The sequence below is a fragment of the Limosilactobacillus kribbianus genome (genome assembly GCF_026413145.1).
GTDB classification, from domain to species: domain Bacteria; phylum Bacillota; class Bacilli; order Lactobacillales; family Lactobacillaceae; genus Limosilactobacillus; species Limosilactobacillus kribbianus.
In genome coordinates this window covers 24,044-38,008 of record NZ_JAOVYZ010000014.1, presented here as the reverse complement: position 1 = coordinate 38,008, position 13,965 = coordinate 24,044, and the positions used below count along the sequence as shown (strand labels likewise).

At 55.8% G+C, this 13,965-nt stretch carries 14 protein-coding genes; 13 read left to right on the top strand and 1 reads right to left on the bottom strand.

The genetic code is table 11. The features are described from left to right. Positions 1–128 precede the first annotated feature (128 nt). From folD to recN, 7 genes are read left to right on the top strand one after another with little or no spacing between them, the layout of a single operon-like run. Positions 129–986, top strand: coding sequence for a bifunctional methylenetetrahydrofolate dehydrogenase/methenyltetrahydrofolate cyclohydrolase FolD (gene folD / locus OCT58_RS04740; protein WP_267201737.1), 858 nt, complete (start codon positions 129–131; stop codon positions 984–986). Continuing rightward, positions 979–2,313 carry an exodeoxyribonuclease VII large subunit gene (xseA, locus tag OCT58_RS04735; RefSeq protein WP_267201736.1) on the top strand — a complete coding sequence of 445 codons (1,335 nt, stop codon included), beginning with the start codon at positions 979–981 and terminating at the stop codon, positions 2,311–2,313. Before folD ends, xseA begins: the two co-directional genes overlap by 8 nt. Positions 2,314–2,319: 6 nt before the next feature. Continuing rightward, the gene (locus tag OCT58_RS04730; protein ID WP_267201735.1) at positions 2,320–2,607 is read left to right on the top strand and encodes an exodeoxyribonuclease VII small subunit; all 288 of its coding nucleotides are present in this window, start codon (positions 2,320–2,322) and stop codon (positions 2,605–2,607) included. A gap of 5 nt (positions 2,608–2,612) precedes the next feature. Next, positions 2,613–3,488 (top strand): polyprenyl synthetase family protein, encoded by an 876-nt coding sequence (locus tag OCT58_RS04725; protein WP_267201734.1) that lies wholly within the window; start codon positions 2,613–2,615, stop codon positions 3,486–3,488. A gap of 11 nt (positions 3,489–3,499) precedes the next feature. Continuing rightward, on the top strand, positions 3,500–4,324 hold the full coding sequence (locus OCT58_RS04720) for a TlyA family RNA methyltransferase (protein WP_267201733.1): 825 nt from the start codon (positions 3,500–3,502) through the stop codon (positions 4,322–4,324). An 8-nt stretch (positions 4,325–4,332) separates the two neighbouring features. Further along, positions 4,333–4,788: an arginine repressor gene (locus OCT58_RS04715; protein ID WP_267201732.1), complete on the top strand. Its 456-nt coding sequence runs from the start codon at positions 4,333–4,335 to the stop codon at positions 4,786–4,788. A 14-nt stretch (positions 4,789–4,802) separates the two neighbouring features. Then, positions 4,803–6,491: a DNA repair protein RecN gene (recN, locus tag OCT58_RS04710; protein WP_267201731.1), complete on the top strand. Its 1,689-nt coding sequence runs from the start codon at positions 4,803–4,805 to the stop codon at positions 6,489–6,491. A 69-nt stretch (positions 6,492–6,560) separates the two neighbouring features. Here the strand turns inward: recN and OCT58_RS04705 are convergent, their stop codons facing one another. Then, positions 6,561–6,890: a hypothetical protein gene (locus tag OCT58_RS04705; RefSeq protein ID WP_267201730.1), complete on the bottom strand. Its 330-nt coding sequence runs from the start codon at positions 6,888–6,890 to the stop codon at positions 6,561–6,563. A 171-nt stretch (positions 6,891–7,061) separates the two neighbouring features. On the opposite strand from OCT58_RS04705, the gene gmk reads away from it, so the two are divergent. From gmk to rsmB, 6 genes are all read left to right on the top strand, one after another. After that, positions 7,062–7,682, top strand: a complete 621-nt coding sequence (gene gmk / locus OCT58_RS04700) for a guanylate kinase (protein WP_267201729.1) — start codon at positions 7,062–7,064, stop codon at positions 7,680–7,682. Beyond that, positions 7,679–7,897, top strand: a complete 219-nt coding sequence (gene rpoZ / locus OCT58_RS04695; protein ID WP_267201728.1) for a DNA-directed RNA polymerase subunit omega — start codon at positions 7,679–7,681, stop codon at positions 7,895–7,897. The genes gmk and rpoZ overlap by 4 nt, the downstream gene beginning before the upstream one ends. Before the next feature lie 116 nt (positions 7,898–8,013). Then, complete coding sequence (coaBC, locus tag OCT58_RS04690; RefSeq protein WP_267201727.1) at positions 8,014–9,210, top strand: bifunctional phosphopantothenoylcysteine decarboxylase/phosphopantothenate--cysteine ligase CoaBC; 1,197 nt, start codon at positions 8,014–8,016, stop codon at positions 9,208–9,210. 9 nt (positions 9,211–9,219) lie between these two features. Beyond that, on the top strand, positions 9,220–11,643 hold the full coding sequence (priA, locus tag OCT58_RS04685; protein ID WP_267201725.1) for a primosomal protein N': 2,424 nt from the start codon (positions 9,220–9,222) through the stop codon (positions 11,641–11,643). Positions 11,644–11,660: 17 nt separating this feature from the next. Beyond that, positions 11,661–12,617 (top strand): methionyl-tRNA formyltransferase, encoded by a 957-nt coding sequence (gene fmt / locus OCT58_RS04680; RefSeq protein WP_267201724.1) that lies wholly within the window; start codon positions 11,661–11,663, stop codon positions 12,615–12,617. Next, complete coding sequence (rsmB, locus tag OCT58_RS04675; protein WP_267201723.1) at positions 12,604–13,950, top strand: 16S rRNA (cytosine(967)-C(5))-methyltransferase RsmB; 1,347 nt, start codon at positions 12,604–12,606, stop codon at positions 13,948–13,950. The genes fmt and rsmB overlap by 14 nt, the downstream gene beginning before the upstream one ends. Positions 13,951–13,965 lie beyond the last annotated feature (15 nt).

Here is a 13,965-nt window from a genome sequence, read left to right as displayed (position 1 = left end):
AGAATTTAACCTATACCAGTTGACCAAAGCCAATGATAATTAGAGGTTATCATGCGGTGACCAGAAAACAAGTTGTATAGTAGCAAAATCCGAAAGGATATATTTATAGAATACGAGGAGGATCTATAATGGCAGAGATTATTGACGGAAGACAGTTAGCAAAGGATGTTAATCAGGAAACCAAGCAGCGGGTTGATAAGCTGCGCGAACAGGGGATTCAGCCTGGAATCGTGGTGATCCTCGTGGGCGACGACCCGGCGAGTGAGATTTACACCCGCAACAAGCACCGCAAGGCAACCAAGCTCGGCTTTAAGTCGATCCTGAAGAAGTTCCCCGCTGACGTCGACCAGGCGACGGTGATGGCCGCCGTCGAGCAGTACAATGCGGATGATTCAATCGATGGCATCCTGGTTCAGGAACCACTGCCGGACCAGTTGGACGGGTTGGCAATCACCAACGCCATCCGTCCCGACAAGGACGTGGACGGCTTGCATCCGTTAAACCTCGGTAAGCTGTACGCCAATCAGCCAGGTCATTACCCGGTGGCCTGCACCCCGCGGGGCATCATGACCATGTTTGATCGCTATAATGTTGATCTCGAAGGGAAGAACGCCGTCATCGTTGGCCGGAGCATCCTGGTCGGCAAGCCAATGGCCGCCCTCCTCAACAATGCCAATGCCACGACCTGCCTGACCAGCATCCACACCGTTGATCTGCCGGCCATTACCCGCCAGGCCGATATCCTGATCGTTGCTGCGGGCTCCCCGCACTTGATCAAGGAAGAGGACGTTAAGGAAGGCGCTGTGGTAATTGATGTTGGCATCAACCGGTTGGCATCTGGTAAGCTTACTGGGGATGTGGACTTTGAGAATGTCAGCAAGGTTGCCAAACTGATCACGCCCGTTCCCGGTGGTGTTGGCCCAATGACCATCGCTAGCCTGATGCAGCAAACCGTCGACATGGCAGAGTGGCGGCATAATGGATAGGAGCAAGTACCTGACGGTCAGTCAGCTGACAAAGTATTTGAAGCTGAAGTTTGACCGGGATCCCTACCTGCGGACCGTCTACCTGACCGGTGAGCTTTCGAACTTTCGCTTGCGCCAACGGCATCAGTACTTCAGCTTGAAGGACGATCATGCCGTGATCGACGCGGTGATGTTTGAACGTGAGTTTCGCCAGGTCAAGTTTCGTCCTGAGGAGGGGATGAAGCTGCTGGTGGTCGGCCACGTCGGTCTGTACGAGCGCAGCGGCCGTTACCAGATCTACATCGACCAGATGGAACCAGACGGGGTTGGCTCGCTGTACGTTGCCTTTGAGCAATTGAAGAAGAAGCTCCAGCAGGAGGGGCTTTTTAACCTGCCTAAGAAGCCGCTGCCGCTTTTTCCAAAACGGATTGCCGTGGTAACCAGCCTTGACGGGGCCGTGATTCGCGACATCAACACCACTGTGCGCCGGCGTTACCCGATCGCCCAGGTGGTCCTCTACCCGACGGTCGTTCAGGGGGAAAAGGCCGCCGCCGATATTGCCCGCCAGATTAATCGGGCCAATGAGCGGGGCGACTTTGACACCCTGATCATCGGCCGGGGCGGGGGTTCAATTGAGGATCTTTGGCCATTCAACGAGGAGATCGTTGCCCGTGCCATCGCCAACAGCAAGATTCCGGTGATTTCCTCGGTCGGCCACGAAACCGACACGACGATCGCCGACTTGGTGGCCGATCGTCGGGCCGCCACGCCGACCGCGGCGGCCGAGCTGGCCACCCCGGTTTTGACCGACACCCTGCTGGCCATTCAGGACAGTCAGCGGCGGTTAGCCAACGCCATGCGCAACCGGATTGAATTTGCTAAAAAGGAACTGGCCAAGCAAACCCAGAGCTATATCTTCCAGCAGCCGCAGCGCTTATACGAAAACTATACCCAGAAGGTCGATCAGCTAAGCCAACAATTAGTCCAGCTGGAACAGCAGACCTTCCTGAGATTGCACAACCAGGTCCAGGCGGTGACGGGCCAATTAATGAACCAGTCACCCCTGCACCGGGTTAAACAGGACCAACAGCTCGTCTCCCAATTACACAGGCAGCTGCAGACCGGGATGGTGAACAATTACCAGCGCCGCCAGGAACAGGTGCAAAGCCTGATCCGGCAGCTGGATTCGCTAAGCCCGTTGAAAATCATGGGGCGCGGCTATTCGTACGTGACCAAGGACCAGCGGGTAGTCAGCCAAGCCAAGCAATTGACGGCCGGTCAGCACGTTCAGCTGCATTTCGCCGATGGCCAGGCGGACGCAGAGATTACGAAGATCAAGGAGAATTAACTAACTATGGCAACAAAAGAACCAAGCTTTGAGGAACAGCTTGCCCAGCTGCAGCAAATCGTTAACCAATTGGAACAAGGCAATACTCCCCTAGAGGAGGCCTTGGAACAGTTTCAGACGGGGATTAAACTCGCGAAGTCCCTACAAAACAAGCTGACCAGTGCTGAGAAGACGCTGGGACATCTGATCGATGATGCTGGCAACGAGCGGGTTTATGAAAATAACACCGACGACCCGAGCAACAATGGTGGTGGCAACCGTGGCTTTGGCAGCGGCGATTCGGTAAAGGGGTAAGATAGATGGTCGCTTCGCTTGCGGAATTGAAAAAACAGATTGATGATTATCTTGCCGCGCACCTAAAAGCCGACGTTGATCAACAGACGCTTTACGAATCGATGAACTATTCGCTGATGTCGGGTGGCAAACGGCTGCGTCCGGCCCTGACCTTGGCCACTGTTCAAATGCTGGGCGGCGAAGTGGACGGAGATGTCATGCACGCCGCCACGGCCTTGGAGCTGTTGCACACCTACTCGCTGATCCACGATGACCTGCCGGCGATGGACAACGACGACTTGCGTCGGGGAAAGCCAACCAACCACTGCAAGTTCGGTGCTGGGATGGCGACCCTAGCCGGCGATGGTCTATTGACCCTGGCCTTCCAGTGGGTGAGCGATAATCACTTATCATCCGCCGTGCGGGCCGAACTAACCCTGGCCCTTGCCCAAGCGGCCGGCCCCGCCGGGATGGTGGCCGGTCAGGCGCGGGACATCGAAGGGGAACACCAAAGCCTAAACCTGGACCAGTTGCGCTACCTGCACCGCCAAAAGACCGGCGCCCTGCTGCGCTATGCCGTTTTGGCCGGGGGGATCATTACGGAGCAATCGCAACCCATCAAGGCTGCTCTGGCCGATTTTGGGGCCCAGTTTGGCTTGGCCTTTCAAATCTATGATGATTTGATGGACGTCCTGGGAACCACGGAGCAAATGGGCAAGCACGTTCACAAGGATGCCGGTGAGCACAAGAACACCTACCCGGGCTTGCTGGGGGTTGCGGGAGCAAAGCAACAGCTCCAGCTCGCTCTGGACAAGGCTCGGCGGACACAACAAAACCTGAGTGAGTTGACTGGAAAGTCATTTGCCGGGTACGATCAGTTTCTCGCATATTTTAAGTTGTAAAGGAATTAAGGATGGAAAAAGAACGAGTAGACGTTTTATTAGTAAGACAGGGATTATTTGATTCCCGCGAACAGGCAAAGCGGTCAGTGATGGCCGGCGAGATCCTGGGCAAGAACAACGAACGGCTTGATAAGCCCGGCCAAAAGATCCCGGTAACCACCACCCTCCACATGAAGGGGCACAAGATGCCCTACGTCAGTCGGGGAGGCTTAAAGCTGGCCAAGGCCTTAAAGGTTTTTGACATCAGTGTCAAGGACAAGACGGTCTTAGACATTGGCTCTTCAACTGGTGGCTTTACCGACGTGATGCTGCAAAACGGGGCCAAGCTGAGCTATGCCCTGGACGTGGGGACTAATCAACTGGTTTGGCAGCTGCGCGAGGATCCACGGGTGGTGGTCATGGAGCAAACCAACTTCCGTTACAGCAAGTTGGAAGACTTCACCCACGGTCAGCCCGAGTTTGCCTCGATCGACGTTTCCTTCATTTCACTACGCCTAATCTTGCCACCGCTGGCACAAATTTTGCCGGTGGGCGGCGAGGTCGTGGCCCTAATCAAGCCCCAGTTTGAGGCGGGTAAGGAACACGTCGGCAAGCACGGAATTGTCCGGGACCACAACGTTCACCGGGCAGTCCTGGAGGAGGTCCTCCACTTTGCCAACGAGGATCATTTCGATGTCTTAGGTCTGGACTACTCACCGATCAAGGGTGGTCAGGGAAATATCGAATTTTTGGTTCACCTTAAGCTCGCGGACCGACCGGGGACGACGGCTTCGTCCGTTGACATTGACCAGGTCCTGGCCGCGGCGGATGCCGATTTAAATCAAAAGGAAAAGTAGGGATATTTATGAAAAAGGCTGAGCGTCAGCAAAAAATCAAGGAGATCATTACCAGCGAGAGCATTGAGCGGCAGGAAGATCTGGTTAAGCGCCTGAATGAATTGGGCCTGCGGGTGACGCAGGCGACAATTTCCCGCGATATTAAGGAAATGCAGCTGGTAAAAATTCCCGCCGAGGATGGTGGCTACCGCTATGATTTGCCGGCCTACCATCGGCAGAGTGATGAGATGCAGCTGATGGACGTGCTTCAAGATAGTCTGGAGCAATTAAAGGTCAGCGATCGTTTCATCGCCATGACGGTTCATCCGGGGAATGGGCCCGTGGTGGCGGTCTTATTACGGCGGGTCAATTACCCGACGATCTTTACGACAATTGGTGATGACGCCAGCGTTTTGATTGTCTGCGTTTCCGCGGCAGCTGCCAAGGAACTCTGTCGGCAGCTGAAGGAATTGGCCAATCAATAAGGTAGGGTGAGCACGTGCTTCAGGAATTAACAATTGATAATTTAGCAATCATCAAACACCTGACCCTGGAGTTTGCCGACCAAATGACGGTTCTCACCGGGGAAACTGGGGCCGGAAAGTCAATCATCATTGACGCGGTCGGGCTCCTCGCCGGTGGTCGAGGCTCGCAAGAATACATTCGCCGGGGTGAGGACAAACTCAACGTGCAAGGGCAGTTTGCCATCCCCAATGACCCAAGCTTTGACCGGCTTCTCGATGAACTGGGGATTGACCATGAAGATGGTACTCTGATCATTTCCCGGGAGATTCACCGCAACGGGCGGAATACGATCCGGGTCAACGGTGAATTGATCAACACCACCATGCTGCGCAGGATTGGCGCTCATCTGGTCGATATTCAGGGACAAAACGAACATCAGCGGCTGATGCAGCCAGAAACGCACCTGGGGATGCTGGATCAGTTTGCCGCGGACGCGGTGACGCCCCTTTTGGAGAAATACCAATCCCACTACCAGGACTATGTCAAGCTTAAAGCGGCCGTCAACAAGAAGCAGGCCAACGAGCAGCAGTGGGCGCAGCGCCTCGACATGCTGCGCTATCAGGTCAAGGAGATTGAGGCGGCCAACCTGAAGCCCAACGAAGAGGACGAGTTGACCAGCGAACGTGACCGGCTGGAGCACTTCCAGCAGATCAACAACGCGCTCCAACAGGCGGTTGCCACCTTCAACGAGGGGGAGGCTTCGGTGCTGGACCAGATCGCGACGGTCATGGACGCTATCAACGGCATTGCCGACTTTGACGATGCCTACGACCAGCTCAGCAAGTCGCTCAATGACGCCTATTATGCTCTCCAGGACGTGGCCAATGAGGCCGGCTCCCAGCTTGACCTTTTGGAATTTGATGATGGACGCTTGGCGGAGATTGATCAGCGCCTGACAACGATTGGCGACCTGGAGCATAAGTACGGTGACACGGTGAAGGATGTCTTGAACTACTATGCCAAGATCAAACGCGAGCTGGACTCGATGGAGACGGCCGCGGACGACAACTCTGACTTAGAAGCCCGGCTGACTGCCTCGGCAACTGCTCTCAAGCAGCTCGGCAAGCAGCTGAGCCAGGTGCGTCAGCACGCCGCCCACGAACTGGCCAAGCGGGTTCACCAGCAGCTTCAGGAATTGTATATGTCCAAGGCGGATTTTGAGGTTCACTTTGCTAATCACCCGGCCGATCAATTTACGCCGACGGGGATTGATGAGGTGGAATTCTACATCCGGACTAACCCGGGTGAAAACATGGGGCCGCTGGCCAAGATTGCTTCCGGTGGGGAACTCTCGCGGATCATGCTGGCCCTCAAGACGATCTTTGCCCAAAACGAGGGCGTGACCAGCATTATCTTCGATGAGGTTGACACCGGGGTTAGTGGTCGGGTGGCCCAAGCAATTGCCGATAAGATCAAGGTGATTGCTGCCCACTCCCAGGTGCTGTGCATCACCCACTTGCCGCAAGTAGCGGCGGTGGCCCAGCACCACTTCCTGATCAAAAAGACCGTCCATGACAACCGGACGACGACTAGGGTAACGATCCTGAATGAAGGGCAGCGGGTTGATGAACTGGCCCGAATGCTTTCGGGAGAGAAGGTTACCCAGCTGACTCGGGAACACGCCCAGGAACTGCTGGAGATGGCCCATTCACAAACGAATTAAAGTAAAAAAGACGCTTATCCTTTAATTGGATAAACGCCTTTTAAATTTCGGCTGGCACGTTGCGATTGTTTAGAGGTTGGCGATATAGCGAATTTGATCGAACGTGACCACGTAGACGGTGTTTTTGCTGGAAATCAGAAAGCGGTCGGCTGATAGCTGCTTGGCACGGCCGTAGACATTGACCGGATAACCCTCCGCGGTCTTCGGCATTAATTGAAAGAAGACGGTCCACTGGTCGCGAATAACCCGGTCGAGGAAGAGGCGCCGCTGACTCTTGGGCTGGGGGAAAAGGAGCTGAACCTGACGGGTGGGTGCCTCGTCATCGAACAGACGATGAATGGTCTGGTTAAGGAGCTGTGGGGCCTTTTTAATAAGAGTAGGTTGGTTAAATTGTTGCATCGTGCGAATGCCTCCGAACGTTTGTTTGTGCTTATAGTATACGAACATCCGTTCAGAATTGCAAGGACCAAGATTGAATTTTAATGATTCGCGGTTGGTCGGTTGATTTATCGGGCCTTTTAGTGCATTATAGTTACTAATACGTTAATTTTTCGATGAGGGAGCAATCTAATGGCAAATCGTGGTATGTTAATTGTCCTTTCGGGCCCGTCCGGTGTTGGTAAGGGGACCGTCCGCAAGGCAATTTTTGATTCAAAAGACAATGACTTTCAGTACTCGGTATCGATGACGACACGCAAGCCGCGTCCGGGTGAAGTAAACGGGGTTGACTACTACTTCGTTACCAAGGAGCAGTTCGAACACGAGATCCAAACCGGTGGGATGCTGGAATACGCGAAGTATGTTGACAACTATTATGGTACCCCATTAAAATATGTTAATGAGACGTTGGATTCCGGGAAGGACGTCTTCCTGGAGATTGAAGTCAACGGTGCCATGCAGGTTCGTTCTAAGGTTCCGGACGGGGTCTTTATTTTCCTGACGCCACCTGACCTGGACGAATTGAAGCACCGGCTGATCAACCGGGGAACCGACAGCATGGACGTCATCAACAAGCGGATTCACAAGGCCTTTGGCGAGATCCAGATGATGCAGAATTACGACTATGCGGTTGTAAATGACGAGCTTCCGCGGGCAGTTGAAAAAATCAAGGACATTATTCGGACGGAACGGCTGCGGGTTACCCGGGTAATGCCACGGTATCTTGAAATGTTAGGAGACACTAGAAAATGATTCTTTATCCATCAGTTGACGAATTATTGAAGCGGATCGATTCTCGTTACTCGCTGGTGATGTTGGCAAGCAAGCGGGCCCACGAACTGGACACTGGTTCCGCCCCGTTGCTTGATCATTACGAATCCAGCAAGTCCGTCGGGAAGGCCCTGGAAGAAATCCTGGCCGGCAAGGTCACGATCGATCCAGACCAGACGGAAGATTTGCAAGATTAACGAGCATCGACGTGATTTTATGGGGACTGTTCCCGGTTGCTAGCCGGGGGCAATCCTCTTTTTTAGTGCCATTTGATGATATAATCAATGGGTAGAAAATTAAACGGGGTGACATGATGGCAAAGATTACGGTATACATTTCGGGAAGCATTGCTGCCTACAAGGGAGTCGAGGTTGTACGGGGCCTGCAGAAGCGGGGACACACGGTCCGGGTCGTGATGACGAAGGGGGCCACCCAGCTGATCGGTCCGGCTACTTTAGCCGCTTTGACCAAGTACCCGGTGCTGACCGATCTGTGGCAAAACCAAACGCAGCCGATTCCCCACATCGAGCTCGCCGATTGGACGGAGCTGGCCGTGGTGGTGCCGGCCTCTGCCGACCTGCTGGCTAAGATGGCCAACGGTCTGGCCGATGATGCCGCCTCAACGACTCTGCTAGCTACTAGCGCCCCGAAGATGGTGGTGCCGGCGATGAACAGCCATATGTGGCAGGCACCGGCTACCCAGCGGAACTTGCACCAGCTGAAAAGCGACGGTGTAACGATTGTTGAACCGGTTACTGGTCGCCTGGCCGAGGGCTACGCCGGGAAGGGCCGTCTGCCGGAACCAGCGGCAATTGTCGATGCGGTTCAGGACCACCTGAATCAGGACCAATTGTTAACCGGCAAGCACCTGGTGGTTACCGCTGGGGGTACCCGAGAACCGCTGGATCCGGTGCGCTACATTGGCAACCGTTCCAGCGGTAAGATGGGGGTCGCCATCGCCCGTGCAGCAGCAGCGTCCGGGGCTCAGGTGACCCTGATTGTCGGGCAAGCCAGTGTTGACTTGCCGGTGGCGGCCAACATTACGGTTGTCCCTGCCCTTACGACGAGTGACATGCTGAAGGCAGTCCAAGCGGCTTTCCCAACCGCCGATGCCCTGGTAATGGCCGCGGCGGTGGCCGATTATCGGCCACTGCAGATTGCCGAACAAAAGGTGAAGAAGACGCCCGGTCATCAGGACTGGACCCTTGAGCTGACCGAGACGGTCGATATCTTAAAGACCGTGGCCCAAACGAAGCGCCCGGACCAGGTGGTAGTTGGCTTTGCAGCCGAGACGCAGGATTTGCTGGCAAACGCACAACGCAAGCTGGCTAAGAAGGGTGCCGACATGATCGTTGCCAACAGTGTGGCCGGCAAGGATAGTGCCTTTGGCAGCGACCAGGACCAGGTTACCATTCTGCGCGCTGGTCAGGAACCTTTAGCCTGGCCGCGGCTGACCAAGGAAACGGTGGCCCAGCGACTGATTAAATTAATTGCGGAGAGGATAAAGTGAGGTGATTAGATGGCGGAACTAGCACAGGTGGTCGTTGACGTGCCGACAATGCAGACCAACCAGCCCTACACGTATGAGGTTCCGCCGCAGCTTGCCCACCAACTCCAGGTTGGGATGCGGGTAGCCGTGCCCTTTGGCAATGGTCACCGCCAGGTCCAGGGCTTCGTGGTGGGCTTCACGGATCACGCGGACTACCAGGGAGAGCTGAAGCCAATCGGTGCCGTGATGGATGTTCAACCAGTCGTCAACACGGAGCTGCTCAAGCTCAGCTCTTGGCTGGCCGACACGACCTATTCCTTTTGGATCTCCTGTCTCTACACGATGCTGCCAAACATGCTGAAGTCCAAGGCCGAACGGGTTGTCCGCCTCGTCGATGAGGTTGACGAGCAGACCCTGTTTGATCTTTTTGGCGGCAAGGACGAGTGTGAGTTGAGCCAATTTCAGGATGATCCGGCCAAGATGAGCCAGCTGTTGAAGCTAAAGCGGGAAAAACGGGTCGTGATCGACTATCGGCTGACCAACCGGGCCCGGGCCAAAACGGTGACCGGCATCACACCACTATTGACGTTCGAACAACTCGAGGACGCCCGCACTTCACTGCATCCCAACGCCCATGCCCAGAGCCGCCTGCTCTCCTACCTGCAGAGCATCGTGGGCAAGAAGGTCAAGCAGACGACGGCCGAACACGTCGCCCAACTTAAGGCGGGGACCTTCAACCAGGGGGCCAAGAAGGGCTGGCTGAAGAAGGTACCGATTGAGGTTTACCGCAATCCCTATGAGCAGCCCGTGGCCGACGACCACCTGGAGACTCCCCTGCACTTAAACCGGGACCAGCAGGCAGCTGTTAGGCGGATCAACCAGGCCGTCGAGGATCAGAGTGCCCAGACCTTCCTTCTGCAGGGAGTCACCGGCAGCGGGAAGACTGAGGTTTACCTCCAAACGATTGCAAAAGCACTGGCGATGGGGCGGACCGCTCTGATGCTGGTACCGGAAATCTCATTGACGCCACAGATTGTCAACCGTGTTCGGCGCCGCTTTGGCTCCCAGGTGGCGGTCCTCCACAGCGGCCTGTCCAATGGTGAGCAGTATGATGAATGGCGCCGGATTGAGCGTGGCCAGGCCAAGGTGGTGGTCGGCGCCCGTTCGGCCGTTTTTGCCCCCTTGCAAAATCTGGGGATCATTATCATGGACGAGGAGCACGAGACCAGCTACAAGCAGGACGATGCGCCGCGTTACCATGCCCGCGAGGTTGCCAAGTGGCGATCGCACTACCATCAAGCCCCGTTGATTCTGGGGTCGGCCACGCCCAGCTTGGAGAGCCGGGCGCGGGCGCTCAAGGGCGTTTATCAGCTTCTCAGACTGCCCCACCGGGTTAATCAGCAGCCCTTGCCGCCGATCAAGGTGGTCGACATGCGACCGGAAATCAAGCGGCGGGGGGAGAGCAACTTCTCCCTGCCACTTTTGCAGGCCCTTGATTTGCGGCTGCAAAGACGTGAACAGAGCATCTTGATGCTCAATCGGCGGGGCTTTTCGTCCTTCATGATGTGCCGTGATTGCGGGGCGGTTTTAAAGTGTCCCAACTGTGACATCTCGCTGACCCTCCACATGGATACCAGGACAATGAAGTGCCACTACTGCGGCCACGAAGAGCCGATCCCCCAGGTTTGTCCCAATTGTCACAGCCGGCACATCCGCTACTACGGAACCGGAACGGAAAAGGTCGAGCAGGAGTTGAACCGCCTGCTGCCCCAGGCGCGGATCATTCGAATGGACGTCGACACGACCCGGCGCAAAGGGATGCACGAAAAGCTGCTGCGCCAATTTGGCCAGCAGCAGGCTGACATTCTCCTCGGCACCCAGATGATCGCCAAGGGACTGGACTTCCCCAACGTCACGTTGGTGGGGGTGTTAAACGCCGACACCGGGCTGGGCTTGCCCGACTTTCGGGCCAGCGAGCACACCTTTGACCTGCTGAGTCAGGTCAGTGGCCGGGCCGGCCGGGCCAATAAGCAGGGCCAGGTGATTATCCAGACCTTTAACCCCGATCACTATGCGATCAAAGACACCCAGACCCACGATTACGAACGCTTTTTCCGTCAGGAGATGAATCTTCGTCACCAGGCTGGTTACCCGCCTTACTACTATACGGTCCGCCTGATGGCTAGCCACCCTGAAGAGGCCGCCGCGGCCCGGGCGATGGCGCACATTCGCCAGGAATTGGCCGCCAAGCTGACGCCATCGACGATCGTCCTGGGACCGACGCCCCGGGCGATTGCTCGCATGAAACGACGCTATTATTACCAAATTGTCATTAAATATAAACAAGATCCCCATTTGCACCCGGCTCTCCAACAAATTCTTCAGGAGACCCAGGCGAAGGGATTTAAGGACGTCCAGGTCAGCATCGACCCGGACCCCCAGTACTTTATGTAAACGAAAGGATGTTATCAATGTCAACTTCAATTGTCTTCATGGGAACCCCGGACTTTGCGGTGCCGATTCTGCAGAGCCTGATTGATGCGCCGGAGTACGATGTTCAGGCGGTCTTGACCCAGCCGGATCACCGGATTGGCCGCAAGCACGTCCTCCACGCTTCACCGGTCAAGCAGCTGGCCGTCAAGTACGATATCCCAGTGCTCCAGCCGGCCAAATTGAACAAGAGTCCCGAAATGGAACAAATTATCGAACTTCAACCGGACCTGATGATCACGGCGGCCTATGGGCAATTTCTCCCGACCAAGCTGCTGGCCGCGGCCAAGATTGCGGCGATCAACGTCCACGGTTCGCTCTTGCCTAAGTACCGGGGTGGGGCACCAATTCAGTATTCAATTATCAACGGGGACGCTGAAACCGGGGTCTCGATCATGTACATGGTCAAGAAGATGGATGCCGGCGACGTGATTGCGCAGCGGGCCATCCCGATCGAAAAAGACGATGATGCCGGAACAATGTTTCAAAAGCTGAGCATCCTCGGTCGGGATCTCCTGTTAGAGACCCTGCCGAAGTTGATTGCTGGCGACGTCCATCCGGTCGCCCAGGATCCGGACAAGGTGGTCTTCTCGCCGAATATCTCCAGCGAGCAGGAACGGATCGACTACCGGATGACGGCTCAGCAGATCGATGACAAGGTCCGGGGCTTGCGGCCGGCGCCTCTGGGCAACATGATCCTCGACGGCCTGCGGACCAAGATCTATGACGTTACTCCGCTGGCTGAGACCACCGACCTGCCAGCCGGCCAGGTCGTGCGGGCAACGAAGCACCAGCTGGTTTTAGCAGCTGGTCAGGGGACTACCTACCAGATCAATAAGCTCAAGCCAGCCGGCAAGCAGGCGATGGACATCACCGCCTATCTAAACGGTCACCAGGGTTTGCAGAAGGGAGTTCAAGCGGTCAGTGAAGAAGACTAAGCAACCAGAATTAAGTTCGGCCCGGGGCGTGGCCCTGACGGCGCTGGACCGTGTTTTCCAAAACGGGGCCTACTCAAACCTCCAGTTGAACCAGCTTTTTTCCCAAACGCAGCTGAAGGACAGTGATCGGCGCCTGGCCACCAACATCGTCTACGGGGTGCTCCAACACCAACTGACCCTGAAGTACTGGCTGGCCCCCTTTGTGCATCGCAAGCTGGATTCCTGGGTCGAAACGCTGCTGTTGATGTCGATCTATCAGTACCATTACCTGGATCGGGTGCCGGACTGGGCGGTGACCAACGAAAGCATTGAACTGGCCAAGCAGTGGGGCAACCCCGGAATTCGCAAGTTCGTCACCGGGGTGCTCCACGCCATCCTGCGCCAGGGCCTGGTCAGTTTTGATCAAATTAAGGACCCGCTTGAGCGCCTCTCGATTGAAAACAGCGTTCCCCAGTGGCTGGTGGCTAAGCTCAGTGAGCAGTATGGCCCTGAACAGACAAAAGCCATCCTTGCTTCCATTAACCAGCCGGCCCACGTTTCGATCCGGGTCAACCCGGCAGTTAGCGATCTCGCTAGTGTCGAGCAGGCCTTGGACCAGGCGGGAATCAAATACCGGTCGAGCACGGTGGCTCCAGACGCCCTGGTAATCACTAAGGGAGAGGTTATTGATACCGCGCTTTTTGCCACCGGGGCGATCACCATTCAGGACGAGAGTGCGATGCTAGCCGTGGACAGCATGAACGTCCAACCCACCGATCGAGTTCTCGATGCCTGCGCGGCGCCTGGGGGAAAGACGGTCCAGATTGCGGCCCGTCTGCAGTCGGGACAGGTGGACGCCCTGGACATTCACCAGCACAAGACGCGCTTGATTGAGAAGAACGCCCGGCGCCTGCACCTGGCCGATCGGGTGGTGACCCACACTCTAGATGCACGCAAGGTGGGGGATGAATTTGCCGATGAAAGTTTTGATAAGATCTTGGTCGACGCACCTTGCAGCGGGATTGGTCTCCTGCGACGCAAACCAGAGATCCGCTACACCAAGCAGCCTGGTGACAGTGAGCAGCTGTACAAAATTCAAGTGGCAATTTTGGCGGCAGTGGCCCCAAAGGTCAAAAAAGGCGGTATAATAACGTACAGCACGTGTACAATTCTGGATCAGGAAAACGACGGTACGGTTCGCCAGTTCTTGGCAACCCACCCGAACTTTGAATTAATCAGGACCCAGACGACGCGGGGCGTTAAGGATGATCGAGCGTCAGCGACCCTCACGATTTTGCCATCCGATTTTTCTTCCGATGGCTTCTTCATTAGCAGTCTCCGGCGAAAAAACTAGAAGGGAATCACAAAC

Bases quoted from the DNA above. Each gene is read 5' to 3' on its own strand.
- coaBC (WP_267201727.1), top strand. From the start codon at position 8,014: ATGGCAAAGATTACGGTATACATTTCGGGAAGCATTGCTGCCTACAAG.
- OCT58_RS04730 (WP_267201735.1), top strand. From the start codon at position 2,320: ATGGCAACAAAAGAACCAAGCTTTGAGGAACAGCTTGCCCAGCTGCAG.
- OCT58_RS04715 (WP_267201732.1), top strand. From the start codon at position 4,333: ATGAAAAAGGCTGAGCGTCAGCAAAAAATCAAGGAGATCATTACCAGC.
- gmk (WP_267201729.1), top strand. From the start codon at position 7,062: ATGGCAAATCGTGGTATGTTAATTGTCCTTTCGGGCCCGTCCGGTGTT.
- xseA (WP_267201736.1), top strand. From the start codon at position 979: ATGGATAGGAGCAAGTACCTGACGGTCAGTCAGCTGACAAAGTATTTG.
- fmt (WP_267201724.1), top strand. From the start codon at position 11,661: ATGTCAACTTCAATTGTCTTCATGGGAACCCCGGACTTTGCGGTGCCG.
- rpoZ (WP_267201728.1), top strand. From the start codon at position 7,679: ATGATTCTTTATCCATCAGTTGACGAATTATTGAAGCGGATCGATTCT.
- OCT58_RS04705 (WP_267201730.1), bottom strand. From the start codon at position 6,890: ATGCAACAATTTAACCAACCTACTCTTATTAAAAAGGCCCCACAGCTC.
- folD (WP_267201737.1), top strand. From the start codon at position 129: ATGGCAGAGATTATTGACGGAAGACAGTTAGCAAAGGATGTTAATCAG.
- priA (WP_267201725.1), top strand. From the start codon at position 9,220: ATGGCGGAACTAGCACAGGTGGTCGTTGACGTGCCGACAATGCAGACC.
- OCT58_RS04720 (WP_267201733.1), top strand. From the start codon at position 3,500: ATGGAAAAAGAACGAGTAGACGTTTTATTAGTAAGACAGGGATTATTT.
- OCT58_RS04725 (WP_267201734.1), top strand. From the start codon at position 2,613: ATGGTCGCTTCGCTTGCGGAATTGAAAAAACAGATTGATGATTATCTT.